Below are 21,468 nucleotides of genomic sequence, written 5' to 3'. Positions count from 1 at the left end.
TCTCGGTGGGGCCCTGTCCTAGACTCGGGCCTGCTGCCGCCTTAGCTCAGATGGCCAGAGCAACGCACTCGTAATGCGTAGGTCTCGGGTTCGAATCCCGAAGGCGGCTCCGCAGGTGAGGGCCGGTCCGGAACACTCCGGGCCTGCCTTTTCCGTCTCGGTGTGAACCGTCGCGCCTGACCCCCGGCAGAGATGAGCGTGCTGTGAGCCCGGTCGAGCGGCACGGCGGCTTCTTGCCGCAGTGACGGGGATCGGGTGGGATAAGCCCCGATGAGCGCGTGGATCGCTGTTGTCGGAACCTTGGGTGGAGTGCTCATCACGGCGATCGCGAGCCTGCTCAGCGCTCGCCAGACGCAGCGCGCCCAACGGGATGCTTCCGAGTCCCAACGAGCACACGAGGTCTGGGCGCGGTTGCGGGAAGAGCGACGAGCCACATTCGTCGGCTACTTCGTCGCGTACCAGGCACTGCTCGCCCGCGCGCTCGAAGCTGTGGAGGCCGATCCCGACCAGGACGGGCGGTTCGGGGACGAAGAACGAGAGCTGTTCACCCGGGCCTACAACGAACTCCTCATCACCGCTGAGCAGACGGCGACGCTGGCTGCGGCGCGACGAGCGACCGCGGCTCTGTGGGAGGTCGTCCGCGCGGTTCCCGCCGGACATGCGGTATTCGACGATGCGGAAGAGCAAGCCCGCACACCGCGGCGCGAGCTCCGGGAGGCCATGCGCTCGGAACTTGCGGACCCGAACCGTCAGGCGGAGCGACGGCCACCCGTCACCTCGGCGGACGAGAGGCCATCGTGACGAGCAGATGCTGGTGACGGCTCGTCAGCGCTCAGGTCGGATGCCATGCCCGTTCGAGGCGTTCATCAGGCCGCGTGGCGGCCCCGCCCCGACACCACAGGCTGCGCCGGGATGACGACCGTCGGCGGCTCCCACTCGGCGATGATCCGTGCGGCCTCGTCCGCCGCAATCGGCGCCAGCGACACGGACATGGGCTCGTGGAGCTCGTGCCACACGCGGCGCTCCCGCGAGTGGTGGACACACATGGCGGCGACGGCTGCCCCCGCGATCAACAGGCCCGGAACACCGGACGCGAGGAACATGCCCGAGAACACCGCCACGAGAATCCACTTGGCGATCAGGAGGTTGCGGACCTGCTCCCAGGTCTGGTCGTGCAGTCGACGGATGTGGATCTCGGCGCGGACCTCTGCAGCGGTCAGCATGCTCGGAGGGAACGGGACGCCCGCGTGCTCGACGAGCCAGCGGTCACGGTCGGCGTTCCGCACGTAACGGTCGTGCTCGACGGTGGCCTGATAATTCCGACGATCCCACTTCGACATGCTGTTCCTGTCCCCCGACGTCAGTGAGCGTGTGCTCCATCCATCGCGCTGGGCGCCCGCTCGTTACGACCCGATCGGGTGAGGGACCTCGTTCTCGGCACGATAGTGAGATCGACTCTGTCAACGCCCCGGCGCGCGAATCCCGTCCCCGTCGAATCCTTTTCTCGAATTCTCGGCCGAGTCCCTGAGGAGAGAGCGCCACACGATCAGTACGCGGTCGCCACCAGGATGCCGAGGAAGATCGCGACGAGGAACCACGTCACCCCGACGCTGGCCTTCTCCGCGCCGCCACCCGCCCCCGCCGATGCGGCGGCGGAACGGTTCCACGATCGCCGCCCGGCGATGAACAGCACCGCAAGTGTCCCCAGACCCACAGCCGCCCCCCAGCGCTCGTCCTCCAGAGATCCACAATGCGGCTCTCGGCAAGGTCGTGACGCTACGGCCTCCCACCGGAGATCCACAGCGTCGCGGCGACGAGCGTGCGTTCGCCGGCCAGCGGTGATCGAGATGCACTGGTTCATCGCGGAGACGAGGGCTCGGTCGGGACACGGCGCCCCAGGTGGGAGCAGCAGGCCGCCGGGATTGCTCTGTGGCGGACCGGAGCTGACCGCTACCAGCTCTACGTTCGTCCGGTGACCACACAGCGGCAGCTGCGGAAGACAGCTCTCGGTCTGCGACATGCCGAGGAGACAACCGACGGCCAAGGACGTCCCGCCTTCGTCGTCGACGGTCGGCCGTTCGCGGTTCTCGAGGCCGGTCAGGTCGTGGTCCTGACGCTCCCTCCGGTCGAGGCCGAGGAGCTGATTACCGCATGTCCAGCGGCGCAGAGGGTCGACGGGACCGGTGTCCGTCTCGCCCTCGCCGAGATCGACGGCCAGCAGCTCAACGCCTGGGTCCGTCGGGCCTGGGCTGCTCAGGCGCCGGCGGCGATCGCGGAGAACGCCGACGCGGCGCCGTCAGCGCAGCCGGGGGAGGTGGGTGACCTCCCGCGAGCCATCGGCCGGGCGGCGACCCGAGCGCTGGCCGACCTCGGGATCACGACCATGGATCGCGTCGCGACCATGTCCGACCGCGAGCTGCTCGCCATCCACGGCGTGGGACCGAAGGCGGTCCGTCTGCTGCGGGGGCACGCCGGGACCTGAGAACGCCGCGTCAGGTCGGGACGAGCGACGCCCGCAACGCCGGTGAGCGGGCGATCTGCCGGGCGAGGGTGTCGGCGGCGCGCTGGAGCAGAGGCAGTCGGGAGGCGACGAACGCCTCGGGCGTGCACAGCCCGGAGGCGATCGCGCAGCTGACCCCGGCCGCGGCGGTGGAACCGGCGGGGATCACCGGCACGCCGAGGACGGTGATGCCCACGTCGAGCTCGTCGACGACGAGCGCGTAGCCCTCGTGCCGCACCCGGACCAGCTGCTCCCGCAACCCGCTCTCGTCCGCCACGGTGTGCGGGGTGCGCGCGGCGAGCTCCGCCGCGGCGAAGTACTCGTCGAGACGCGCGTCGGGCAGCGTCGCGAGCATCGCGCGCCCCGTCGCCGACACGTAGGCGGGCACCCGGCTGCCCTGCGTCACCGCGAAACGGAGCAGCCGTTCGGTCTGCAGGTGCACGAGGTGCATCACGTCGGTGCCGGAGAGCGTCGTGAGCGAGATGCTGTCGCCCGTCTCGTCACGGATGTGCTGCAGGTGCGGCTGGGCCACCTCGGCCAGGTTCATCGAGTCCGCGTAGGACGCGCCGAGCTCCAGGACCTGCGGTGTCAGGACGAACCTGCGGTCGACCTGCGTGAGGTACCCGAGATGGACGAGCGTCAGCAGGAAGCGGCGCGCCACGGCCGGGCTGAGGCCGGTGGCCTCGGCGACCTGGCCGATCGTCTGCTCGGGACGGTCGGGCCCGAAGGACCGCAGCACCGCGAGCCCCCGCGCCAGCGAGGTCACGTACTGCTCCTTGTCGGGGCTTGACACCCGAAACCCCCGCGGCGCAGTCTCAGCCGAGTTCTTCGTAGAGCGACATTAGTTTCGCTCAGCGAATCCGTCAAGTCTCGACGACGAGGCACCGGGAGCAGCGATGAGCGATGTGGAGCAGGCGGAGCGCCCCGCCTCGACGCGGCGGATCGCCACGGCGGTCACGATCGGCACGGTCGTCGAGTGGTACGACTTCTTCCTCTACGGCACCGCCGCCGCGCTGATCTTCCCCAAGGTCTTCTTCCCGGCCGGCGACCCGACGACGGCGTCGCTGCTGTCGTTCGCGACGTTCGCGACCGGGTTCGCCGCCCGGCCGGTGGGCGGCCTCCTGTTCGGGCACCTCGGCGACCGGATCGGTCGCAAGGCGGTCCTCGTCGCGACCCTCGTGATCATGGGCGCCGCGACAGCCGGCGTGGGGCTGCTCCCGAGCTACGCCGCGGCGGGGATCGTCGCTCCGGTGGCGCTGGTCGTGCTGCGGATCGTGCAGGGCCTCGGCACCGGCGGCGAGTGGGGCGGTGCGGCCCTCATGACGAAGGAGAACGGCGCCCGCCGGCCCGGGTTCGTCGGCGGCTTCCTGTCCAGCGCGGTGTTCGCCGGACTGATCCTCGGCTCCCTCGCCTTCACCGGGCTCTCCGCGCTCCTGACCGACGAGCAGCTCCTGGGCTGGGGCTGGCGCATCCCCTTCCTGGTGAGCCTCGCGCTGGTCGGGATCGGCCTCTGGATCCGGCGCAGCCTGCCGGAGACGGCGGAGTTCCGGGAGGTGACCGAGCGCGGCGACCGCGAGCAGGCGCCGATCATCGCGGCGCTGCGGCGGCCGCGGAACGTCATCGCGATCTTCCTGATGCGGCTCGGACAGAACACCACATTCAACATCGTGTCCGTCTTCGTGTTGACCTACGCGACGACGACGCTCGACCTGCCGAGGGCGTCCGTGCTGACCGCGACGGTCATCGGCGCGGTGCTGGCCTGTGTGCTCTGCCCGTTCTACGGGCTGCTCGGCGACCGGATCGGGTTCCGGACCGTGATGCTGGCGGCCCTGACGTTCCAGGCGCTCTTCGCGTTCCCCTTCTTCTGGCTGACCGAGTCACGCGACCTCGCCCTCGTCGTCGTCGCGGTGACCATCGGCATCGGCGGCGGAGCCGCTGCCGCCGACGCCATCCAGCCGGCTTACTTCACCGGGCTGTTCGGCCCGCAGAGCCGGTTCAGCGCCGTCTCGATCGGCCGCGAGGGCGGGACGGTGGTCGGGGGCGGGCTCGCCCCGCTCATCGCCGCCGCGCTGCTGGCCTGGCAGGACGGGACGCCGTGGGCCATCGCCGGCTGGATGGTGCTCACGAGCCTGGTCGGGGTGGCCGGGGTGCTCCTGGTCCGCCCGGTCCGTGACGCGGAGCCCTCGGCCGTGGTCGCGCGGTGAGCGCGACCGACCTCGTCACCCGAGCGGCCGGCAGCACGCTCGCCGGCCTCGTCGACGCCCGGGCCCGGATGCATCCCGGGCGGACCGCCTTGCGGCACGGCTCGGTCCGCGTCACCTACGCCGACCTGGAGGACCGCACCCGGCGCCTCGCCGGGCTCCTGGCCGCGAGCGGCGTCGGACGGGGCGACCGGGTCGCCCTGCTCTCGGAGAACCGGATCGAGTACCTCGAGGTCGTGCTTGCCGCGGCACGCCTCGGCGCGGCCGTCGCCACGCAGAGCACCCGGGCTACACAGGACGAGCTCGCCGGGTGCCTCGACCTCGTCGCGCCGCACCTCGTGATCTGCTCCCCGCAGCAACACGCGCGGCAGGGCGACGTCCTCGCCGAGCGCCCGGTGTGGACCTTCGGCCCGGAGTACGAGGCCCGGCTCGCGGCCGCCGACCCGTTCCCCGGCGCCCCGCAGGCGGAGCCGGAGGACATCGCGGTGATCCTCTACACGAGCGGCACCACCGGCCGGCCGAAGGGCGCGTGCGTGAGCCATCGCGCCGAGATCGCGCGGGCGATGGCGACCCGGGCCGATCTCAACCTGCCCGGCGAGGACGCCTTCGTCGCGTGGTCCCCGCTGCACCACATGGGAGCGCTGGACAACTCGCTCTGCACGCTCGTCTCCGGCGGCACGGTCGTGCTGGTCGACGGGTTCCGGGTCGACGAGCTGCTCGCGGTGCTGGCCACCGAGCGGATCGGGTGGCTGCTCGTCATGCCGGGCACGGTGGGCCGGCTGGCCGCGGGCCTGCGGGAGTCGGGCACGCGACCGGCCGGTGTGCGGCTCTGCGGGGTCATGCCGGACCTCGTGCCGCCCGCGGAGATCGCCGCACTGACCACCCTGCTGGACGCGCCCTACGCCGACACCTTCGGTTCCACCGAGACCGGCTGCCCACCCTGCTCGGCCGGGGTGATCCCCATCGGCGAGGCGCCGGGCACCTTCCGCAAGGTGCAGAGCGCGTTCTGCGAGGTCCGCCTCGTGGACCCGGAGGGCCACGACGTCCCGGACGGCACCCCGGGCGAGATCTGCATGCGGGGCCCGACGCTGTTCAGCGGCTACTTCGACGAGGACGCCACGACGGCCGCCGACTTCCGCGACGGCTGGTTCCACATGGGCGACGTCCTCGTCCGCCACCCGGACGGCACGCTCTCGTTCGTCGACCGCGTCAAGTACATGATCAAGAGCGGCGGGGAGAACGTCTACCCGGTCGAGATCGAACGGGTCCTGCAACAGGTCCCCGGCGTGGTCGAGGCCTGCGTCGTCCGCCGGCCGGACGCGACGTGGGGCGAGGTGCCGGTCGCGTTCGTGGCCCGCAAGGCCGGCTCCACGGACGACCTGCTCGCGCACTGCCGCGCGGTGCTCCCCGGACACAAGGTGCCGAAGGAGATCCGGCTCGTCGCCCCCGGGCTGATGCCGCGCAACACCTCCGGAAAGCTGCTCCGCCACGAGGTGGAACGGCTCCTGTCCCCGACCGAAGGAAGCCGCCCGTGACCCACCCCGCCCCCGCTCTCGACATCCGCAGCGACATCTGCTGGAGCGACGAGACCTCGGTGACCGTGCTCGGCCGCGACCTCTGCGAGGACCTGATCGGCTCGGTGGACCTCGGGACGTTCGCGTACCTGCTGCTCACCGAGCGGATGCCGTCCGAGGCCGAGGCCGCCCTGTTCAACGCGGCCCTCGTCAGCCTCGTCGAGCACGGCGTCACGCCCAACGTGCTGGCCACCCGGATGACCTACCTCGGGGCGCCGGAGTCCCTGCAGAGCGCCGTCGCGGCCGGTCTGCTCGGCCTCGGCACCCGCTTCGTCGGGACGATCGAGGGCTCCGCCCGCTACCTCGCCGACGGCCTGGTCGCGCTCGGTCCGGAGGCGACCGACGACGCGGTGCGCGCCGAGGCCGCGAGGATCGTCGCGGGGTTCCGCGAGCAGCGCGCCCACGTCCCCGGTGTCGGGCACCCGGTCCACACGCCCGTCGACCCGAGGGCCGAGGCGCTGCTGGGTCTCGCCGACCGGCTCGGGTTCCCGGGCACGGCCGGTCGTCTCGTGCGTGCGGTCGCGGCGGCCGCGAGCGAGGCGTCCGGACGGCACCTGCCGGTCAACGTCACCGGGGCCATCGGTGCCTGCGTCGTGCTGCTCGGCGTGGACTGGCGCATCGCCCGGGGGATGGGGGTCATCGCCCGCACGATCGGGCTCGTCGGGCACCTGCGTGAGGAGCTCGCGCAGCCGATCGCGACCACCGTCTGGAACGTCTCCGACGAGTCCGCGTCGCGGCACCTGCGGGGCTGACCTACCCGTCGTCGTCCGCGTTCGCGGGGTGTCGGCGGACCCGGTCGAGGAGGTGGGCGACCGCAGGGTCCATCGTCGAGTCGTAGGCCTTGATGACGCTCTGGTCCCCGTGGTCGTCGACGACGATGCGGTAGTTCTGCTCGTCGGGACGGGCGCGGTGTTCCGTCCCGCCGTGGTCGGCCGCCCGCGCCACTGCGGTGCGGGCGGCGCCCTCGAGCTCGGCAGCGTCCGCGGACCCGAGCTCCGCGGTGTCGACGACCGTGTCGGGCCGCCGGCGGAGGACGGGGGCGGCGAACCCGCCCCGCTCCGTCACGGTGATCTTCACGTGCGGGCCTTCCGCAGTCCGTTGACCTCTTTGGTCAGCGCCTTGATCTGGCCGGCGAGCTCGTCGACGCGGCTCGGCAACGACGCCGCGGCGGCGCCCGTGCCGTTGCTCGACGCGCTCAGCCGCACGCTCAGGGGCGACGCACCGCTGATCTTGATCTCGACTCCCTGCCACGCGGCGAAGACCGCCTGCTGCTCGGGGCTGCCCGTCCCGAAGAGCTGGCCCGCCTTCGCGAAGGTGGTGTCGGCGAACGCCTGGAAGTCGGTGTCCGGCGACGAGGCCTTGAGCGCCTCGTACCAGATGGCGCCCGGGGCGCCCCAGGAGTTCCCGCCGATGCCGGTGGCCGCGAGGTAGAAGGCCTTGTTCGGGATGCCGGAGTTGATGTGGACGCCGCCGTTGTCGTCCTCGTCGGTGTCGGGGAGGTTGACGAACTTGCTCATGCGGTCGGGCTGGGGGTCCTTCCCGCCGAGCAGCGGGGTGTCGTAGGCGGTGCCGGGCGCTTTCATCGAGCGCAGCGCGTCCGCGTCGACGCCCGGGGTGAAGATCTTCTCGCCGATCAGCCAGTCGGCCTGCTCGGCGGTCTGCCCGAGCTTCCACTGCTTCACCACGGAGCCGAACACGTCGGAGACGGACTCGTTCAGCGCTCCCGACTGGTTGTGGTACTCCAGCCCGGCGGTGTGCTCGGTGACGCCGTGGGTGAGCTCGTGCGCGATGACGTCCAGCGCGCCGGTGAAATCGCTGAACACGCGGCCGTCGCCGTCGCCGAACACCATCTCGCGGCTGTCCCAGAACGCGTTGTTGAACGCCTGGCCGTAGTGCACGTATCCGTTCAGTCGCATTCCCCGACCGTCGATGGAATTGCGCTGCAGGACCTGCGCGTAGAAGTCGCGGGTCGTGCCCAGGCCGTCGAACGCCGCGTTCACCGAGCCGTCCGCCACCGCGGGGTCGTCCTCTCCGCGTTCCACCGTCGCCTGCGCCAGGACCTTGCTCTGGTGGCAGTCGGAGATCGTGCGGCGGCCGCCCGCCGGCGCCGCGACGGCGGCGATGGAGCGGGCGGTCCGCTCGCCGCGCAGGCGGGACGTGCTGGTCAGCGTGGCGATGGCCGTGCGGCGGATCTCGCGGTCGTCGCTGTCGAGGAGCGCGTTCAGGATGTGCGGAGGGAGGATGCAGTTCACCGAGCGACCACGAATGTTCATTCCGACTCCCGAGAGTGCGCCGTCCCCGACGCCGCGCGCCCCGAGGTGTGGGACAGCGTGGACGCGTGTCCTAGCCGGTTCTACCGCTGATCGAACGACGCTGCGGCGCACCGCGACTCGACGTCCTCGCGCCGCTACTCGATGCAGTTCTCTCGCCGCGTGACGAGACCGCGCCCGTTCCGACACCCGTCCGCATCGGCGCCGGCGGGACAGTGACTCGGCGTCACGTCTCCACCGGGGCGGCGTCGGCGCTCGACACGCGCCGGGGGTGCGCCATGGCCAAGTACGTCACCTTCTTCAGCTACACCGCCGAGACGTGGGCGAAGATGATCGCGAACCCGAGCGACCGGAGGGCGGCGGTCCAGGCCGCCGCCGAGTCGCTGGGCGGGAGCGTCGACGCGGCGTACTTCATGTTCGGGGCGCACGACGGCTTCGTCATCACCGACCTCCCGGACTCGGGGAGGGCGGCCGGCCTGTCGATCGCGGTGTCCAGCACGGGCGCGATACGAGCACTCGAGACTCACGAGATCTTCGCCAGCTCCGACCTGCCGGCCGTTCTCGAGCGGGCCGCCGCCGTCCAGGGCACCTACCGCGAGCCGGGGACCTGACCTCCGAAATCCGTCGCCGATGACGAGAAGGACGACGACCATGGGTCCGTGACCTCGAAGGACCTGGAGCAGGAGCTCGCGCGCGGGGAGGCGCTGAGCGTCGCCCGGCTGCTCGGGCGCGACGCGCCGACCGCCGGTGACCCCGTGGGGTTCACGTCGACACAGGTCCGCATCGCCGCCGTGCTGCTGGCCGGCTGGTCCACCGACGCCGACATCCGGGACGCGCTCCGTCCCGTGTTCGAGGCCGCCGTGCCCGACCAGCGCGCGCTGATCGCGCTCGGCGACATCGACACGTGGCTGCGCAACGGCCGCACCGCCCGGGGCTGGTGGGTGCAGGCCGCCGCCGGGCCCGACCCGGACCTCGCCGCCCTCGCCGCCTGGCGCGCGGGGCGGGCCGACCTCCGGGGCGGGCGCCCGGACGACGCGCTGCCGCTCCTGCGGCAGGCCGACCTGGCCGGGATCCGCGAGGCGTCCCTGGCCGTCGGGCGGCTGCTGGAGAAGCACGGGGAGCGGACGGACGCCGACGCCGCCTTCCGCCGCGCGCGCTCGGGGGAGGGCGTGCTGGTCCTCGCCGAGGAGCGCCTGCGCGCCGACGACCTCGACGGCGCGGAGCGCGAGCTCACCGGCTTCACCGCGGGGTCGGAGTTCCAGCGCTCCTGGGAATACGCGATCCGTGGCGAGATCGCGTTCTGGCGCGGGGACCTGGCCGCGGCCGAGACGAACTTGGGCGGGGCGATGAAGGCGCCGGGGAGCTGGCCCCGACGCGCGCAGCTGCGGCTCGCGCAGATCGCGATCGCCGAGCTCGACCCGGTGATGGCCCACCACTGGATCCGCCACGTCGTCGACGGCGACGACTCCGAGGCCGAGCAGGCCCGCCTGCTCCTCGAGCTCCACCGGGACCTGATCGAGCAGGGCGAGCGCATCGCCAAGGACGAGGAGGAGGAGCCGCCGTGGGAGTGAGCGCGCCCTACCCCCCCACGAGCAGCGTCGCGACCGACGTCGCGTAGTCCCCGCCCATCCAGCCGCCCGAGTTGACCGACAGCACGTGCCGCGGGTCCGCCACCTGGCGGGCGCCGGCCGTGCCGCGCAGCTGACGACCGAGCTCGGCGAGCTGGGCGAGCCCGGTCGCGCCGAGGGCGTGGCCGCGGCTGAGGAGCCCGCCGTCGGTGTTGACCGGGGCGTCGCCGCCCGGCCCGGTCCGGCCCTCGAGGACCGCCGCCGCCCCCTTGCCCGGCTCGGCGATCCCGACCTGCTCGTACTGCGCCAGCTCGGCGAACGCGCAGGCGTCGTGCAGCTGGAACGCGTCGATCTCGGTCGGCCCGAGGCCGCTGCGCCGGTAGGCCTCGCTCGCGGCGCGCTCCACGACGGAGCTGCCCTCGCGGTAGCTGACGAGGGTCGACACCGCGACGCGGACCCGGTCGCCCGGCTGCGCGGCGGTGAAGACCAGCGCCGCGGCGCCGTCGGTGAGCGGGGAGCACGTGAGCAGCCGCAACGGGTCGGCGACCGGGCGGCTCGCCTCGACGTCGTCGGCCGTGATCGGCGTGCGGAACTGGGCGTGCGGGTTGTCGGCGGCGTACGCGCGGTTCTTCACGGCGACGGCGGCGAGGGCCTCGCGGACGTCGCCGTGCGCCTCGGCGTAGGCCCGCGCGCCGGCGGCGTAGGCGCCCATCATCACCGAGCCGCCCTCGACGTCCTCGCCCTCGCGGGTGAGCGAGCGGTCGGTGCCGGACTCGATGGCGAAGAAGGACCGCTGCTTGTCGGGGTGGAACAGCTTCTCCGCGCCGACGGCGATCGCGACGTCGACCTGCCCGGACGCCACGGCGAGCCAGGCGAGGTGGGCCGCGGCGCTGCCGGAGGCGCACGCGTTCTCGGTGTTGAGGATCGGGATGCCGGCGAGCCCGGTGCCCTTGAGGGCGACCTGGCCGCGGATCATCTCCTGGCCGGTCAGCACGCCTTCTGCGGCGTTGGAGAACACCGCCTGCTCGACGTCGCCCGGCCCGACACCGGCGTCGTCGAGCGCGGCCGCGACCGCCTCCGACGCCAGCGACCCGAGCGAGCGGTCCAGGTGCTTGCCGAACGGCGTCGTGGCGATGCCGGTGACGGCCACCTCGCGCAGGCTCATGAGGGGTCCTCCGTGGTCTCGGGCCATCCGGGCAGGTCGTCGTCCTTCTCGACTCCGGTGGCGTTCAGGAAGCCGGCGGTCATCCGGTAGAAGCCGACCAGCATCACCAGCTCGATGCGCTGCTCGTCGGTCCACCGGGCACCGAGCTCGGCCCAGGTCGTGTCGGTGAGGTCGGCCTCCGCGAGCACCTCGTCGGCGGCGCGGAGCAGGACCTCGTCCTGGGGTGACCACTCGCCCCGGCGATCCGGCGTCGCCACGCGCGCGATCTCGTCGTCGGTGAGCCCGGAGCGACCGCCGATGATCACGTGCTGGGCCCACTCGTAGAGGCAGCCGCTGCGCCGGGCCGTGTGCAGCACGACCAGCTCGCGCTCGCGCGCCGGCAGCTCGCCGCGGGTCAGGAAGAACCCGCCGAGGACGTTGAAGCGCTTCATCAGGCGCGGGTGGCGGGCCATCGTGCGGAAGATCGCGAGCGGCTGCCCGCGGCCGTCGCCCATGGTCTTCGCCAGCATCTCGGCGACCTCGGGCTCCGGGTCCTCGACGGGCCGGACGCGCGGGTCGTCGGCGTGGGGGTACGGCATCAGCCGATCACCTTGGACTCGCGCAGGGCCGCGATCGTCGTGTCCTCGAGGCCGAGCCGGGAGCGCAGCACCTCGTCGGTGTGCTCCCCGAGGCCGGGCAGCGACGTGGGCTCCTGGCCGACCAGCGAGCTGGCGACCTTGATCGGGTTGCCGATGGTGCGGATCGTCCCCAGGTCGCGGCTCGCCGTCTCCTGGCGCATCTGACGGGCGTCGACCTGCGGGTCCTCCAGCAGGTCCTCGGTGGTGTTGACCGGCGCCGACGGCACGCGCGCCGCCTGCAGCGCGGCGACGGCCTCGGCCCGCGTACGCGCGGACGTCCACGCCTCCACCGCGGGCCGGACGAGCGCCTCGTGCGCCTTCGACCGCAGGTGACCCGTGGCGAGATCGGGGTGGTCGACGAGGTCGGGACGGTCGATGCAGCGGCACAGCGCCGCCCACTCGCGGCCGTTCAGCACGGCGATGATCACGTAGCCGTCGCGGGTGGCGAACGGCCCCCACGGCGACTGCAGCGCGTACTGCCCGCGGCCCATCGACTCGCCGAGGTGCTCCTGGTAGGCCATCGGCAGGTCGTTCATGAACAGCGACGCGTCGAACATGCCGAGGTCGACGCGGGTGCCCTCGCCGGTGCGGTCCCGATCGCGCAGCGCGATCATCGTGCCGGCGAAGGCGCAGGTGCCGGAGAAGATGTCCGACATCGCGAAGCCCATCCACGCCGGCGGCCGGTCGGCCTCGCCGGCGAGGTGCGTCAGCCCGGCCATCGCCTCGGCGATGATCGCGTAGGCGGGCAGGTCCTGGTACGGGCTGGGCAGGACGTCGTCGTGCCCGAAGCCGCTGATCGAGGTGTAGACCAGGCGCGGGTTGAGCTCGTGCAGGCGCTCCCAGCCGAACCCGAGGCGGTCGAGCACGCCGGGTCGGAAGTTTTCGACGAGGACGTCGGCCTGGGTCACGAGCTCGGCGAGCATCGCGGCCCCGCGCTCGGACTTGAGGTCCAGCTCGACCGACTTCTTTCCGCGGCTGAAGCGCAGGATGTTGAGGTTCGTGGAGCCGCCCGGGCCGTGCAGCTCGTACCCCGCCTTGCGGTAGGTCTCGCCGCCGATGGGCTCGATCTTGATCACCTCGGCGCCGAAGTCCGCGAGCATCATGCTCGTGACGGCGCCGCTGACGACCTGCGTCAGGTCGATGACCGTCAGGCCGTCCAGTGCCCGTGTCCGCACGCGGTCTTCCTCTCGCCCGACTATCATCTGATGAGCGTTGCTCCTGCTCTGTGGGACAACGCTAGGAACGTCGCGGGAGCGCGTCAAGGGAGTCGTCCCGGCCCGTAGGCTGACGACGTCGCAGAGGGGGGTCGACGGTGCGCTCGATGCAGCGGGTGGTCGCGATCCTCGAGTCGGTGGTCGCCACCCGGGGGCCGGCGACGCCCGCGCGGGTCAGCGCGGAGATCGAGCTGTCGCTCTCCACGGTGTCGCGGATCATGCGCGACCTGGCCGAGGAGCAGATGCTCGACCGGCTCGACGACGGCTCCTACCTGCTCGGCTCGCGGCTGTTCAAGCTGGTCCGCGACGCCCGCTCCGGCGGCGACGCGATGGCGACGATCCACCGGGTGCTCGGCGAGCTGCGGGACCGCACGGGGGAGACCGCGTCGCTCAACGTGCGCCGCGACGACACCCGGGTGTGCATCGCATCGGTCGACAGCCGCCATGAGCTGCGCCGCGTGGTGCCCGTCGGGGACGCGATCCCGCTGGTCGGCACGGCGACCGGGCACGTCCTCATGGCGGAGCTCGGCGCGGCCGAGCAGACCGCGCTGATCGACCGGTCACGCGCCGCGGGCTCGCGGGTCGAGCTGCTGAGCCAGCTGCGCGAGACCGCCGAGCGCGGCTGGGCGGTGCAGGCCGACGGGCTGCTCACCGGGGTGACGGGCGTGGCCGTGCCGGTGCGCGCGGGCGACAGGGTCCTCGCCGCTGTGACGCTGTCGGGCCCGACGTCGCGGATGCCGGCCGAGGTCGTCGAGAAGATCGTGCCGGACATCGAGGAGGCCGCGCGGCGTCTGGCGCCGTGGGTCCCTCAGCCTTCCTGACCCGCCAGCACTGCCCGCGCCCCGGCGAACGCCCGCACGGCTGCGTCGGCCAGCGACCGCGCGTTGTTCTCGCGCGACAGCGCCTCGACGGCGAGCGGCACGTCGATGCCCAGCCGGTCGAGGCCGTCGAGCCAGGCGGGCAGGTCGATCGCGCCCTCGCCGGGCACGAGGCGGAACTCGGTCGCGTCCTCCCCGGGATCGGGCCGGGGCCGGGCGAGGGCGTCGTTGAGCTGGATCGACACCACCCGCGCGGCGTGCGGGGCGAGGTCGTCGAGGCTCACGCCGGCGCGGTGGACGTGGTAGGCGTCCAGGACGATCCCGGCGTGGGCCGCCCCCGACGCCTCGATCAGCGCCGCGGCCTGCGCGGGCGTCGACACCACCGAGTTCGCCCGCGGCTCGAACCCCACGGTGAGCCCGTGCTCGGCGGCGCGGGCGCACAGGCCGGCGAAGCGCTCGGCGAGCAGGTCGTCGGGGACGTCGTCGACCAGCTGGATCGTGGTCACCTGACGGCTGGAGAACGCGCCGGCCAGCGCGAACACCGCGGCCTCGTCGTCGCGCCCGCCCGAGTCCCAGCCCTTCAGCGGCTCGATCTCCGGCGCCGGCAAGCCGTCGAGCGCCGCGACGACGGCGTCGACACCTCCGGCGGCCTCGGCGGGGGCCAGCGCCATGCCGGTGAAGCCCGCGGCCGCGGCCGCCCGCGCCCGGTCCGCGAGCGTGTGGCGCGGTGGGTGCGACAGGTGCGCGCCGGTGAGCGTGTAGTAGCTGGCGACGAGGTCGGTGCGCTCGCGCAGGCCCACGTCAGGCGTCCTTCCCGGGCACCAGGCACATCCCGTGCGTGCCGCCGAAGCCCGGGCCGATGTTGTTGTCCAGCGTCGCGACGACCGCGTAGGAGGCCAGGTCGACGACGCTCACCGAGCCCGTCTTCAGGTTCGCGACGAACGCCGTGCCGCCGTCGGCGGAGAACCGCGTGGTGAACGGGAGCTCCTCCACCTCGACCGAGGCCAGGAGCTCGAGCGAGTCCGGGTCGACGACGTGCACCCGTCCGGGCACCGGGCCGTCGGGCGTGGTGCCCGGCTCCGGGAAGCGGAACTCGGTGACGAGGACGCGGCCGTCCGGGGCGACGCGCAGGGCCGAGAGGTACTCGGCGAAGTCGAGCTGCCCGACGATCTCGTCGGTCTCGGTGTCGATCTTCAGGAGCCTCGGGGACGGGGTGCCCTGGGGCGGCGTCGCCTTGTTGAGCTGGCCCTGCGCGACGTTGATGACCAGGCTCATCATCGGCGTGGCGGCGAAGACGTACCGGCCGTCGGGGGAGCAGTCGATCTCCTCGGCGCCGCCCGGGGAGGCGATCTCGCCGAGCTGGCGGCGGGCGTGCAGGTCGGCCACCGACAGCACCGGCGCCTCCTTGTGCGCCACGTACGCCTTGGACCCGTCGGGGGTCAGGCACATCCAGTGCGCGTTGCGCGCCCGCAGTGGGATCGTGTCCACGATCTTCCGCGACCCGGCGTCGACGACCACGATCCCGTTGCCCGCGTCCCCCGACTCGACGCCGGTGTAGATGAGGTCGGCGGCGGGGTCGTACTCGATGTCGTGCGGCGCCTCGTACGGCGCCAGGTCGATCACGTCGACGACCTCGCGGGCGTCGGCGTCGATCACCGAGATCTCGTGGGCCTTCGGCTTGCCCTCGTTGTACGCGCCCGCGCGGTAGGTGTGGGCGAGGTAGGCGAGCCTGCGGCCGGCGTCGTAGACCATCTCGTGGGGCTGCGCGACCAGGTCGGGCACCGTGTGCAGCTTCTCGAGCGTGGTGGCGTCGAAGAAGTCCAGCGTGCAGCCGAACTGGCTGGCGACCATCAGCACGTCGTCGCTCACGCGGGCACCTCGATCCCGGACGTGGGGTCGGCCAGGCCGGCGGTGAACTGGACGAGCTCGTAGGTCGCGGTGCCGTCGACGACGAACGGGTCGGCGTCGAAGAGGGCCCGCGCCTCCTCCGCGTCCGTCCCGCGGGCGACGATCACGCCGCCGGCCACGCCCACCCGCGGTCCCGAGCACAGGAACCGGTGGCCGGCCACGTGCTCCTCCACGAACGCCTTGTGCGCGGCGAACAGCGGGCCGTCCCGGTCGATCTCGCGGTGGTAGGTCAGCAGGCACACGAACATGCGGCTGATCGTCCACGCGAGCCGTCACCGCGTCCAGACTCTGGCGCTTCCCAATCTCAGAGAATGGCGGTTACGCTCACTGAGCGATACTCGACGTCGAGGAGGAGAGCTGGCGTGACCGCTGCCCGCCCCAAGGAGATCCGCTTCAACGCCCTGGAGCAGGGCAACCCGAGCTTCCAGTCCTTCGGGCTGTGGGCGCACCCGCGCGACAAGGCCATCGACTACACGTCGCAGCGCTACTGGGCCGACTACGCGCGGCTGCTCGAGCGCGGCCTGTTCGACAACCTGTTCATCGCGGACGTCTACGGCATGCCGGACGTCTACCGCGGCAACTCCGACGGCGCGCTGCGCAACGGGTCGCAGGCCCCGAGCGTCGACCCCGCGCTGCTGCTGCCCGGCATGGCCGCGGTCACCGAGAACCTGTGCTTCACGATGACCGGCAGCGCCACCTACGAGCGGCCGTACCAGTTCGCGCGGCGCATCTCGACGCTCGACCACCTGCTCGAGGGCCGCCTGGGCTGGAACATCGTCACGAGCTACCTCGGCAGCGGCGCCCGCGCGATGGGGCTCGACGGCCTCATCCCGCACGACCGCCGCTACGAGATGGCCGACGAGTTCTGCGAGGGCGTCTACCGGCTCTGGGAGGAGAGCTGGGGCGAGGGTGCGCTGCAGAAGGACAAGGCCACCCGCGTCTACGCCGACCCGTCGAGGATCAAGAGGATCGACTTCGACGGCGAGTTCCACCGCTTCAGCGCCATCCACGCCACGGAGCCGTCCCCGCAGCGCACGCCGGTGCTGTTCCAGGCGGGCGGGTCCTCGCGCGGCCGGCAGTTCGCGGCCACCCACGCCGAGGGCATCTACCTCAACGGCACCACGATCGAGATCGTCCGCGACAAGATCGCCACGATGACCAAGGAGCTCGAGAGCCTCGGGCGCTCGCGCGACTCGGTGAAGTTCTTCGCCGGCGTCTCGGTGTTCGTCGACGAGACCGACGAGCTCGCCCGCGCCACGTACAACGACTACCTGCAGTGGTCCAGCCTCGAGGGCCTGATCTCGACGATGTCCGGGATCATGGGCATCGACCTGTCGCAGTACCCGCTCGACGAGCCGATCGTCTACGAGGAGAACGACTCCAACCGCACCGCGCTGGAGATGTTCACCCGCAACAACAGCTGGACCCTGCGTCAGGTGCTCGACGAGAAGGCGCTGTGCGGGACCAACATGGCCCTGGTCGGCAGCGCCCAGCACGTCGCCGACGAGCTCATCCGCTGGATGGACGAGACCGACCTCGACGGGTTCAACATCGCACGCATCGTGGCCCACGAGACGTACGAGAAGTTCATCGACCTCGTCGTCCCGATCCTCCAGGAGCGCGGCCGCTACAAGACCGAGTACGCGCCCGGCACCTTCCGGGAGAAGCTCTTCGGCGAGACCCGCATCCCCGAGACGCACGTCGCGGGCAGCTTCCGCCGCTGAGCCGGTCCTCCGCCCGCGCGTTCGTCGCGTCGACCCGTGTCCTCGGGACACGGGTCGACGGTCGGCGGGCCGACGCGACCTCACGCGTCCTGCATCGCCGCCAGTTCCCGACCCAGTCGCCGCGGCAGCCGCGCGACGACCTCGTGCCCCATCTCGCCGGGCCCGGGGAGGGCGTCGAGGAAGCCGGTCGCGACGACCGCGCGCATCACGTCGTCGCCTCGGCGGAACTCCTCCGCCAGGGCGACGACGACACGGTCGGCGACCGCCCGGGAGCCCGCCACCGGGCCGACGGACGCCGCGACGTACCACCGCGCGAGGTCGCCGAGCAGCACCGTCGGCAGCACCTCGTCGAACTGCTCGGCATGCTCGCGGACCAGCTCGGCCGTCGGCGGTCCCGCGTCGACCAGCGCGCGGGCGACGGCGAGAGCGGTGCGCGGCAGCTGGGTGTGCCGCCCTGCTCGTCGTCGCAACATGCTTGCACCATGACGTCCGGCGTCGGGCCGACGCATCCGACTTTCTCGCCGGGACATGTCGAGAACTCCGAACCGGCTCCGTCCCCGGGGCATGGGACTCAAGCGGATGGACCACGTCGGCGTCGTCGTCGACGACCTCGACGCGGCGATCGCGTTCTTCCTCGAGCTCGGCATGGAGCTCGAGGCCCGGATGCCCGCCGAGGGAACGTGGGTCGACCGGGTCGTCGGACTCGACGACGTCAGCGTCGAGATCGCGATGGTGCGGACGCCGGACGGCCACAGCAAGCTGGAGCTGACGACCTTCCGGACACCGACGGCGACGACGGCCGAGCCGAGCGCGCCGGCCAACACGATCGGCCTGCGCCGGCTGATGTTCGCGGTCGACGACATCCACGACACGGTCGAGCGCCTGCGCGCCCACGGCGGCGAGCTGGTCGGCGAGATCGCGCAGTTCGAGGAGATGTTCCTGCTCTGCTACCTGCGCGGACCGTCGGGGATCATCGTCGCGCTGGCCGAGGAGCTATAGCCGGGCGCGGAGCACCTTCTTGTCGAACTTCCCCGTGCTCGTGCGCGGGATCGCCTCGACGAAGGCGTAGCCGTCCGGCACCCACCACCGCGCGACGCGGGCGGCGAGGAAGTCGCGCAGCTCGTCCACCGTCACCGGGGCGTCGGCGACGACGTAGGCGAAGGGGCGTTCGCTCCAGCGCGGGTCGGGGCGCCCGACGACGGCGGCCTCGCGGACCGCGTCGTGCGCCATGAGCTCGGCCTCGAGATCGACCGACGAGATCCACTCGCCGCCGGACTTGATCGCGTCCTTGGACCGGTCGGTGATCCGCAGCCACCCGTGCCGGTCGAGGGTGCCGACGTCGCCGGTGCGCAGCCAGCCGTCGTGGAAGCGGTCGGCGGTGTCGACCTCCGGCGCGAAGTAGGCGCCGGCGACGGCGGGCCCGCGGACCTCGACCTCGCCGACCTCGGTGCCGTCGGCGGGCAGCGCGGTCCCGTCCTCACCCGTGATGCGCAGCTCGTAGAGCGGGCTGACGCGCCCGGCGGCGCCGCGGTGCGACCAGCGCTCCGGGTCGGCGGCGCCCTGGTCCATGCTCAGCGTCGCGCCCGGGAAGATCTCGGTCATGCCCCAGCCCTGGACGAGGTCGACGCCGAAGCGTTCCTCGTAGGCGCGCATGAGGGTCTCGGGGACCTGGGTGCCGCCCGAGATCACGGTGCGCAGCGTCGCGAGCGTGACCGGCGGCCCGCCGGCCTGCGCCGTCTCGTCGGCGTGGCGCAGCACGTCCATCCAGACCGTCGGCACCCCGCACGACCAGGTCACGCCCTGCTCGTCGACCACCCGGCTGACCGGTCCGGGCTGCAGGTGGGAGGCCGGCATGACGAGGTCGGCGCCCGCGACGGCGCAGACGAACGGCAGGCCCCACCCCATGGCGTGGAACATCGGGACGATCGAGAGCACGCGGTCGCGCCCGGAGATGCCGTACGCGTCGGTGCCCGCCATCGCGAGCGCGTGGAGCACGATCGAGCGGTGGGAGTAGAGGACGCCCTTGGGGTGTCCGGTGGTGCCCGACGTGTAGCAGAGCGAGGCGGCGCTGCGCTCGTCCAGCTCGGGCCAGGTGAACGGGCCGGCCGAGGCCAGGAGCGCGTCGTAGTCGAGGGCGTCCGGGACCTCCACGCCGTCGGGCAGCGCGCCGATCACCACGACGTGCCGCACTCCGCGGACCCGCGCGAGCACCGGCAGGAAGCGCTCGGCCAGCGAGGCGTCGAGCAGGATCACCTCGTCACGGGCGTGCTCGACGGTGTAGGCGATCGTGTCCTCGTGCAGGCGCAGGTTGATCGTGTGGAGCACCGCGCCCATGCCCATCACGGCGTAGTAGCACTCGAGGTGCTCCTGGGTGTTCCACGCGAACGAGCCGACGCGCGTGCCGGCCCCGACACCGAGGTCGGCCAGCGCCGCGGCCAGGCGCTCGACCCGCTCGGCCACGGCCCCGAAGGTCGTCGTGCGGCACGCCCCGGACGCGTCCGTCACCGTGCTGACGCGGGCGTCCGGGTGCACCGCGCGCATCCGCCACAGCAGGTGGGACGTGGTGAGCGGGACGTCCATCATCAGGCCGGGGGTGCTCATCGACTTCCTCCGGGGTCGCGGTCGGCCGGCGGTCAGCGGTTCGTCGGCTTCCCGACGACCTCCTCGCCCATCGAGACGGTGAGGCTCACCCCGAAGCGCTCGATGATGTCGCCGGAGCAGCCGCGCATCTCGGCCCACTCGGGCGACTGGGTGCTGGCCTCGAACGCGGCGCGGTCGGCGAACGCCATCTCGGCGATCCGGTAGGTCACCGGCTGCGCGTCGCCGAGGCCGTCGGTCGTCAGCGTCGTGACGATCGACTCGAGGTGCGGGACGGCGGCCGCGCGCGGGACGTGCGTGCTGGCGTAGTACTCCTCGAAGGCCTCGCGGTCCTCGGGCTTCGGCGCGGACCAGAAGGCGTAGAGCTTGTACACGGTGTCCTCCAGGGGTTGCGGGATCGGTCAGGCGGGGCCGCCGGCGGCGGCGTACTCGAGGGCGAGGCGGTCGACGAGCTCGGCGACGGTCGGGACGTCGTCGACGACGCCGGTGACGTGGCCGGCGCTCCAGGCGTCCTGCCAGCGGGAACGGCGCCCGCCGTTGGCGCCGGCGAGGGTGGTCGCGACGTCGAAGCCGGCGGACTCGGCGTCCCCCTCGGGGAGGGTCGCGCGCAGGAACGAGGCGGGCAGGCCGGTGACGGCGTCGGTGAGGACGATGTCGCCGCTGGTCGCGGCCGTGACCATGGCCTTGTACTCGGGCGCGGCCAGGCTCTCGCGGGTCGCGAGGAAGCGGGTGCCGGCGTAGCCCAGGTCGGCGCCGAGCACCCGGGCCGCCGCCAGGGACGCGCCGTCGCCGATGCCGCCGGCGAGCACCACCGTGCCGGCGTACCGGCGGCGGACCTCGCGGACGAACGCGAACGGGTTCATCGCGCCCGTCTGCCCGCCCGCGCCGGCGGTGAGCAGGATCAGGCCGTCGGCGCCGGCCTCGATCGCGCGCTCGGCGTGGCGGATCGTCGCCACGTCCGACCAGACCGTGGTGCCCGCGCCGTGCAGGTCGTCGACCACCCCGGCGGGCGAGCCCACGCTCGTGATCACCAGCTCGCAGCGGCGGCGGACGAGGACCTCGAGATCGGCCTCGAGACGGCGGTTCGAGCGGTGGACGATGAGGTTGGCCGCGATGGGGGCGTGCGCGGCGTCGAGCTTCCCGTCGAGCAGGCCGAGCCAGTCGTCGAGCTCGTCCACCGACCGGCAGTTCGCGGTCGGGAACGCGCCGATCACCCCGGCGGAGCACGCCGCGGCGACGACGTCCGGGCCCGAGACCGTCAGCATCGGGGCGGCGACGAGCGGTAGGCGCAGGCGATCCCGAAGAGACACC

General features: G+C 72.6%; 25 protein-coding genes and 1 tRNA gene. 11 read left to right on the top strand and 15 right to left on the bottom strand.

Annotation, left to right across the window (positions count from 1 at the left end):
• Positions 1 to 35 precede the first annotated feature (35 nt).
• Positions 36 to 109: transfer RNA gene (locus tag EV188_RS11430), tRNA-Thr, on the top strand.
• Between the two features lie 161 nt (positions 110 to 270).
• Positions 271 to 801 carry a hypothetical protein gene (locus tag EV188_RS11425; protein WP_133826424.1) on the top strand — a complete coding sequence of 177 codons (531 nt, stop codon included), beginning with the start codon at positions 271 to 273 and terminating at the stop codon, positions 799 to 801.
• 65 nt (positions 802 to 866) lie between these two features.
• Here the strand turns inward: EV188_RS11425 and EV188_RS11420 are convergent, their stop codons facing one another.
• Both EV188_RS11420 and EV188_RS31535 read right to left on the bottom strand, forming a co-directional pair.
• Positions 867 to 1,223: a hypothetical protein gene (locus tag EV188_RS11420; RefSeq protein WP_133826423.1), complete on the bottom strand. Its 357-nt coding sequence runs from the start codon at positions 1,221 to 1,223 to the stop codon at positions 867 to 869.
• 323 nt (positions 1,224 to 1,546) lie between these two features.
• Positions 1,547 to 1,693 carry a hypothetical protein gene (locus EV188_RS31535; RefSeq protein WP_166659842.1) on the bottom strand — a complete coding sequence of 49 codons (147 nt, stop codon included), beginning with the start codon at positions 1,691 to 1,693 and terminating at the stop codon, positions 1,547 to 1,549.
• Between the two features lie 126 nt (positions 1,694 to 1,819).
• Between EV188_RS31535 and EV188_RS11415 the strand changes: the two genes are divergently transcribed.
• A complete protein-coding gene (locus tag EV188_RS11415; RefSeq protein WP_243741624.1) occupies positions 1,820 to 2,482 on the top strand; it encodes a helix-hairpin-helix domain-containing protein in 663 nt (220 codons plus the stop codon).
• Positions 2,483 to 2,492: 10 nt separating this feature from the next.
• On the opposite strand, the gene EV188_RS11410 is transcribed toward EV188_RS11415, so the two are convergent.
• Positions 2,493 to 3,293, bottom strand: coding sequence for an IclR family transcriptional regulator domain-containing protein (locus EV188_RS11410; protein ID WP_133826422.1), 801 nt, complete (start codon positions 3,291 to 3,293; stop codon positions 2,493 to 2,495).
• Between the two features lie 103 nt (positions 3,294 to 3,396).
• Here EV188_RS11410 and EV188_RS11405 point away from each other — a divergent pair, with 103 nt between their 5' ends.
• The 3 genes from EV188_RS11405 to EV188_RS11395 are packed head-to-tail and all read left to right on the top strand — an operon-like array spanning position 3,397 to position 7,027.
• Positions 3,397 to 4,704: an MFS transporter gene (locus tag EV188_RS11405; protein WP_133826421.1), complete on the top strand. Its 1,308-nt coding sequence runs from the start codon at positions 3,397 to 3,399 to the stop codon at positions 4,702 to 4,704.
• Positions 4,701 to 6,236, top strand: a complete 1,536-nt coding sequence (locus EV188_RS11400; RefSeq protein WP_208114150.1) for a class I adenylate-forming enzyme family protein — start codon at positions 4,701 to 4,703, stop codon at positions 6,234 to 6,236. The genes EV188_RS11405 and EV188_RS11400 overlap by 4 nt, the downstream gene beginning before the upstream one ends.
• Positions 6,233 to 7,027, top strand: coding sequence for a citryl-CoA lyase (locus EV188_RS11395; RefSeq protein ID WP_208114149.1), 795 nt, complete (start codon positions 6,233 to 6,235; stop codon positions 7,025 to 7,027). The genes EV188_RS11400 and EV188_RS11395 overlap by 4 nt, the downstream gene beginning before the upstream one ends.
• A 1-nt stretch (position 7,028) precedes the next feature.
• Here EV188_RS11395 and EV188_RS11390 read toward each other — a convergent pair whose 3' ends face one another.
• Positions 7,029 to 7,352, bottom strand: a complete 324-nt coding sequence (locus tag EV188_RS11390) for a protealysin inhibitor emfourin (protein ID WP_133826420.1) — start codon at positions 7,350 to 7,352, stop codon at positions 7,029 to 7,031.
• On the bottom strand, positions 7,349 to 8,548 hold the full coding sequence (locus EV188_RS11385) for a M4 family metallopeptidase (protein WP_133826419.1): 1,200 nt from the start codon (positions 8,546 to 8,548) through the stop codon (positions 7,349 to 7,351). Before EV188_RS11385 ends, EV188_RS11390 begins: the two co-directional genes overlap by 4 nt.
• Before the next feature lie 275 nt (positions 8,549 to 8,823).
• On the opposite strand from EV188_RS11385, the gene EV188_RS11380 reads away from it, so the two are divergent.
• Together EV188_RS11380 and EV188_RS11375 are read left to right on the top strand one after the other, a co-directional pair.
• Positions 8,824 to 9,156 (top strand): GYD domain-containing protein, encoded by a 333-nt coding sequence (locus EV188_RS11380; RefSeq protein ID WP_133826418.1) that lies wholly within the window; start codon positions 8,824 to 8,826, stop codon positions 9,154 to 9,156.
• Between the two features lie 48 nt (positions 9,157 to 9,204).
• Complete coding sequence (locus EV188_RS11375) at positions 9,205 to 10,116, top strand: hypothetical protein (RefSeq protein ID WP_133826417.1); 912 nt, start codon at positions 9,205 to 9,207, stop codon at positions 10,114 to 10,116.
• Between the two features lie 7 nt (positions 10,117 to 10,123).
• Here EV188_RS11375 and EV188_RS11370 read toward each other — a convergent pair whose 3' ends face one another.
• The 3 genes from EV188_RS11370 to EV188_RS11360 are packed head-to-tail and all read right to left on the bottom strand — an operon-like array spanning position 10,124 to position 13,070.
• Positions 10,124 to 11,278, bottom strand: coding sequence for a thiolase family protein (locus EV188_RS11370; RefSeq protein WP_133826416.1), 1,155 nt, complete (start codon positions 11,276 to 11,278; stop codon positions 10,124 to 10,126).
• The gene (locus tag EV188_RS11365; protein WP_133826415.1) at positions 11,275 to 11,856 is read right to left on the bottom strand and encodes a carboxymuconolactone decarboxylase family protein; all 582 of its coding nucleotides are present in this window, start codon (positions 11,854 to 11,856) and stop codon (positions 11,275 to 11,277) included. Before EV188_RS11365 ends, EV188_RS11370 begins: the two co-directional genes overlap by 4 nt.
• Positions 11,856 to 13,070, bottom strand: a complete 1,215-nt coding sequence (locus tag EV188_RS11360) for a CaiB/BaiF CoA transferase family protein (RefSeq protein ID WP_166659841.1) — start codon at positions 13,068 to 13,070, stop codon at positions 11,856 to 11,858. Before EV188_RS11360 ends, EV188_RS11365 begins: the two co-directional genes overlap by 1 nt.
• A 146-nt stretch (positions 13,071 to 13,216) precedes the next feature.
• Here EV188_RS11360 and EV188_RS11355 point away from each other — a divergent pair, with 146 nt between their 5' ends.
• Positions 13,217 to 13,930, top strand: a complete 714-nt coding sequence (locus EV188_RS11355) for an IclR family transcriptional regulator (RefSeq protein WP_133826413.1) — start codon at positions 13,217 to 13,219, stop codon at positions 13,928 to 13,930.
• Here the strand turns inward: EV188_RS11355 and EV188_RS11350 are convergent.
• Genes EV188_RS11350 through EV188_RS11340 form a run of 3 tightly spaced genes read right to left on the bottom strand, consistent with a single transcriptional unit; the run spans position 13,918 to position 16,083 of the window.
• The gene (locus tag EV188_RS11350) at positions 13,918 to 14,727 is read right to left on the bottom strand and encodes a sugar phosphate isomerase/epimerase family protein (RefSeq protein ID WP_133826412.1); all 810 of its coding nucleotides are present in this window, start codon (positions 14,725 to 14,727) and stop codon (positions 13,918 to 13,920) included. The genes EV188_RS11355 and EV188_RS11350 overlap by 13 nt on opposite strands.
• 1 nt (position 14,728) lies before the next feature.
• Entirely contained in the window at positions 14,729 to 15,796 is a 1,068-nt protein-coding gene (locus EV188_RS11345) for a YncE family protein (RefSeq protein WP_133826411.1), read from the bottom strand.
• Entirely contained in the window at positions 15,793 to 16,083 is a 291-nt protein-coding gene (locus EV188_RS11340; RefSeq protein ID WP_133826410.1) for a YciI family protein, read from the bottom strand. The genes EV188_RS11345 and EV188_RS11340 overlap by 4 nt, the downstream gene beginning before the upstream one ends.
• 114 nt (positions 16,084 to 16,197) lie before the next feature.
• Between EV188_RS11340 and EV188_RS11335 the strand changes: the two genes are divergently transcribed.
• Entirely contained in the window at positions 16,198 to 17,559 is a 1,362-nt protein-coding gene (locus EV188_RS11335) for an LLM class flavin-dependent oxidoreductase (protein WP_133826409.1), read from the top strand.
• A gap of 80 nt (positions 17,560 to 17,639) precedes the next feature.
• Here the strand turns inward: EV188_RS11335 and EV188_RS11330 are convergent, their stop codons facing one another.
• Positions 17,640 to 18,032 (bottom strand): hypothetical protein, encoded by a 393-nt coding sequence (locus tag EV188_RS11330; RefSeq protein ID WP_133826408.1) that lies wholly within the window; start codon positions 18,030 to 18,032, stop codon positions 17,640 to 17,642.
• A gap of 91 nt (positions 18,033 to 18,123) precedes the next feature.
• On the opposite strand from EV188_RS11330, the gene EV188_RS11325 reads away from it, so the two are divergent.
• Entirely contained in the window at positions 18,124 to 18,558 is a 435-nt protein-coding gene (locus tag EV188_RS11325) for a VOC family protein (RefSeq protein WP_208114148.1), read from the top strand.
• On the opposite strand, the gene EV188_RS11320 is transcribed toward EV188_RS11325, so the two are convergent.
• Genes EV188_RS11320 through EV188_RS11310 form a run of 3 tightly spaced genes read right to left on the bottom strand, consistent with a single transcriptional unit; the run spans position 18,553 to position 21,467 of the window.
• Positions 18,553 to 20,160 carry a long-chain-fatty-acid--CoA ligase gene (locus EV188_RS11320; protein ID WP_208114147.1) on the bottom strand — a complete coding sequence of 536 codons (1,608 nt, stop codon included), beginning with the start codon at positions 20,158 to 20,160 and terminating at the stop codon, positions 18,553 to 18,555. The genes EV188_RS11325 and EV188_RS11320 overlap by 6 nt on opposite strands.
• Positions 20,161 to 20,192: 32 nt before the next feature.
• Positions 20,193 to 20,531, bottom strand: coding sequence for an EthD family reductase (locus EV188_RS11315; RefSeq protein ID WP_166659839.1), 339 nt, complete (start codon positions 20,529 to 20,531; stop codon positions 20,193 to 20,195).
• A 27-nt stretch (positions 20,532 to 20,558) separates the two neighbouring features.
• The gene (locus EV188_RS11310) at positions 20,559 to 21,467 is read right to left on the bottom strand and encodes an NAD(P)H-dependent flavin oxidoreductase (protein WP_243741623.1); all 909 of its coding nucleotides are present in this window, start codon (positions 21,465 to 21,467) and stop codon (positions 20,559 to 20,561) included.
• Between the last annotated feature and the right edge of the window lies 1 nt (position 21,468).

The organism is Actinomycetospora succinea, from assembly GCF_004363095.1.
In the GTDB taxonomy this organism is placed as follows: Bacteria; Actinomycetota; Actinomycetes; order Mycobacteriales; family Pseudonocardiaceae; genus Actinomycetospora; species Actinomycetospora succinea.
This window is presented reverse-complemented; position numbering and strand designations above follow the sequence as displayed.

What these genes read in the sequence shown, in the direction of transcription:
- EV188_RS11355 (WP_133826413.1), top strand. Translation starts at nt 13,217, where the DNA reads ATGCAGCGGGTGGTCGCGATCCTCGAGTCGGTGGTCGCCACCCGGGGG.
- EV188_RS11325 (WP_208114148.1), top strand. Translation starts at nt 18,124, where the DNA reads ATGGGACTCAAGCGGATGGACCACGTCGGCGTCGTCGTCGACGACCTC.
- EV188_RS11330 (WP_133826408.1), bottom strand. Translation starts at nt 18,032, where the DNA reads ATGTTGCGACGACGAGCAGGGCGGCACACCCAGCTGCCGCGCACCGCT.
- EV188_RS11370 (WP_133826416.1), bottom strand. Translation starts at nt 11,278, where the DNA reads ATGAGCCTGCGCGAGGTGGCCGTCACCGGCATCGCCACGACGCCGTTC.
- EV188_RS11420 (WP_133826423.1), bottom strand. Translation starts at nt 1,223, where the DNA reads ATGCTGACCGCTGCAGAGGTCCGCGCCGAGATCCACATCCGTCGACTG.
- EV188_RS11380 (WP_133826418.1), top strand. Translation starts at nt 8,824, where the DNA reads ATGGCCAAGTACGTCACCTTCTTCAGCTACACCGCCGAGACGTGGGCG.
- EV188_RS11320 (WP_208114147.1), bottom strand. Translation starts at nt 20,160, where the DNA reads ATGAGCACCCCCGGCCTGATGATGGACGTCCCGCTCACCACGTCCCAC.
- EV188_RS11425 (WP_133826424.1), top strand. Translation starts at nt 271, where the DNA reads ATGAGCGCGTGGATCGCTGTTGTCGGAACCTTGGGTGGAGTGCTCATC.
- EV188_RS11385 (WP_133826419.1), bottom strand. Translation starts at nt 8,548, where the DNA reads ATGAACATTCGTGGTCGCTCGGTGAACTGCATCCTCCCTCCGCACATC.
- EV188_RS11365 (WP_133826415.1), bottom strand. Translation starts at nt 11,856, where the DNA reads ATGCCGTACCCCCACGCCGACGACCCGCGCGTCCGGCCCGTCGAGGAC.
- EV188_RS11340 (WP_133826410.1), bottom strand. Translation starts at nt 16,083, where the DNA reads ATGTTCGTGTGCCTGCTGACCTACCACCGCGAGATCGACCGGGACGGC.
- EV188_RS11405 (WP_133826421.1), top strand. Translation starts at nt 3,397, where the DNA reads ATGAGCGATGTGGAGCAGGCGGAGCGCCCCGCCTCGACGCGGCGGATC.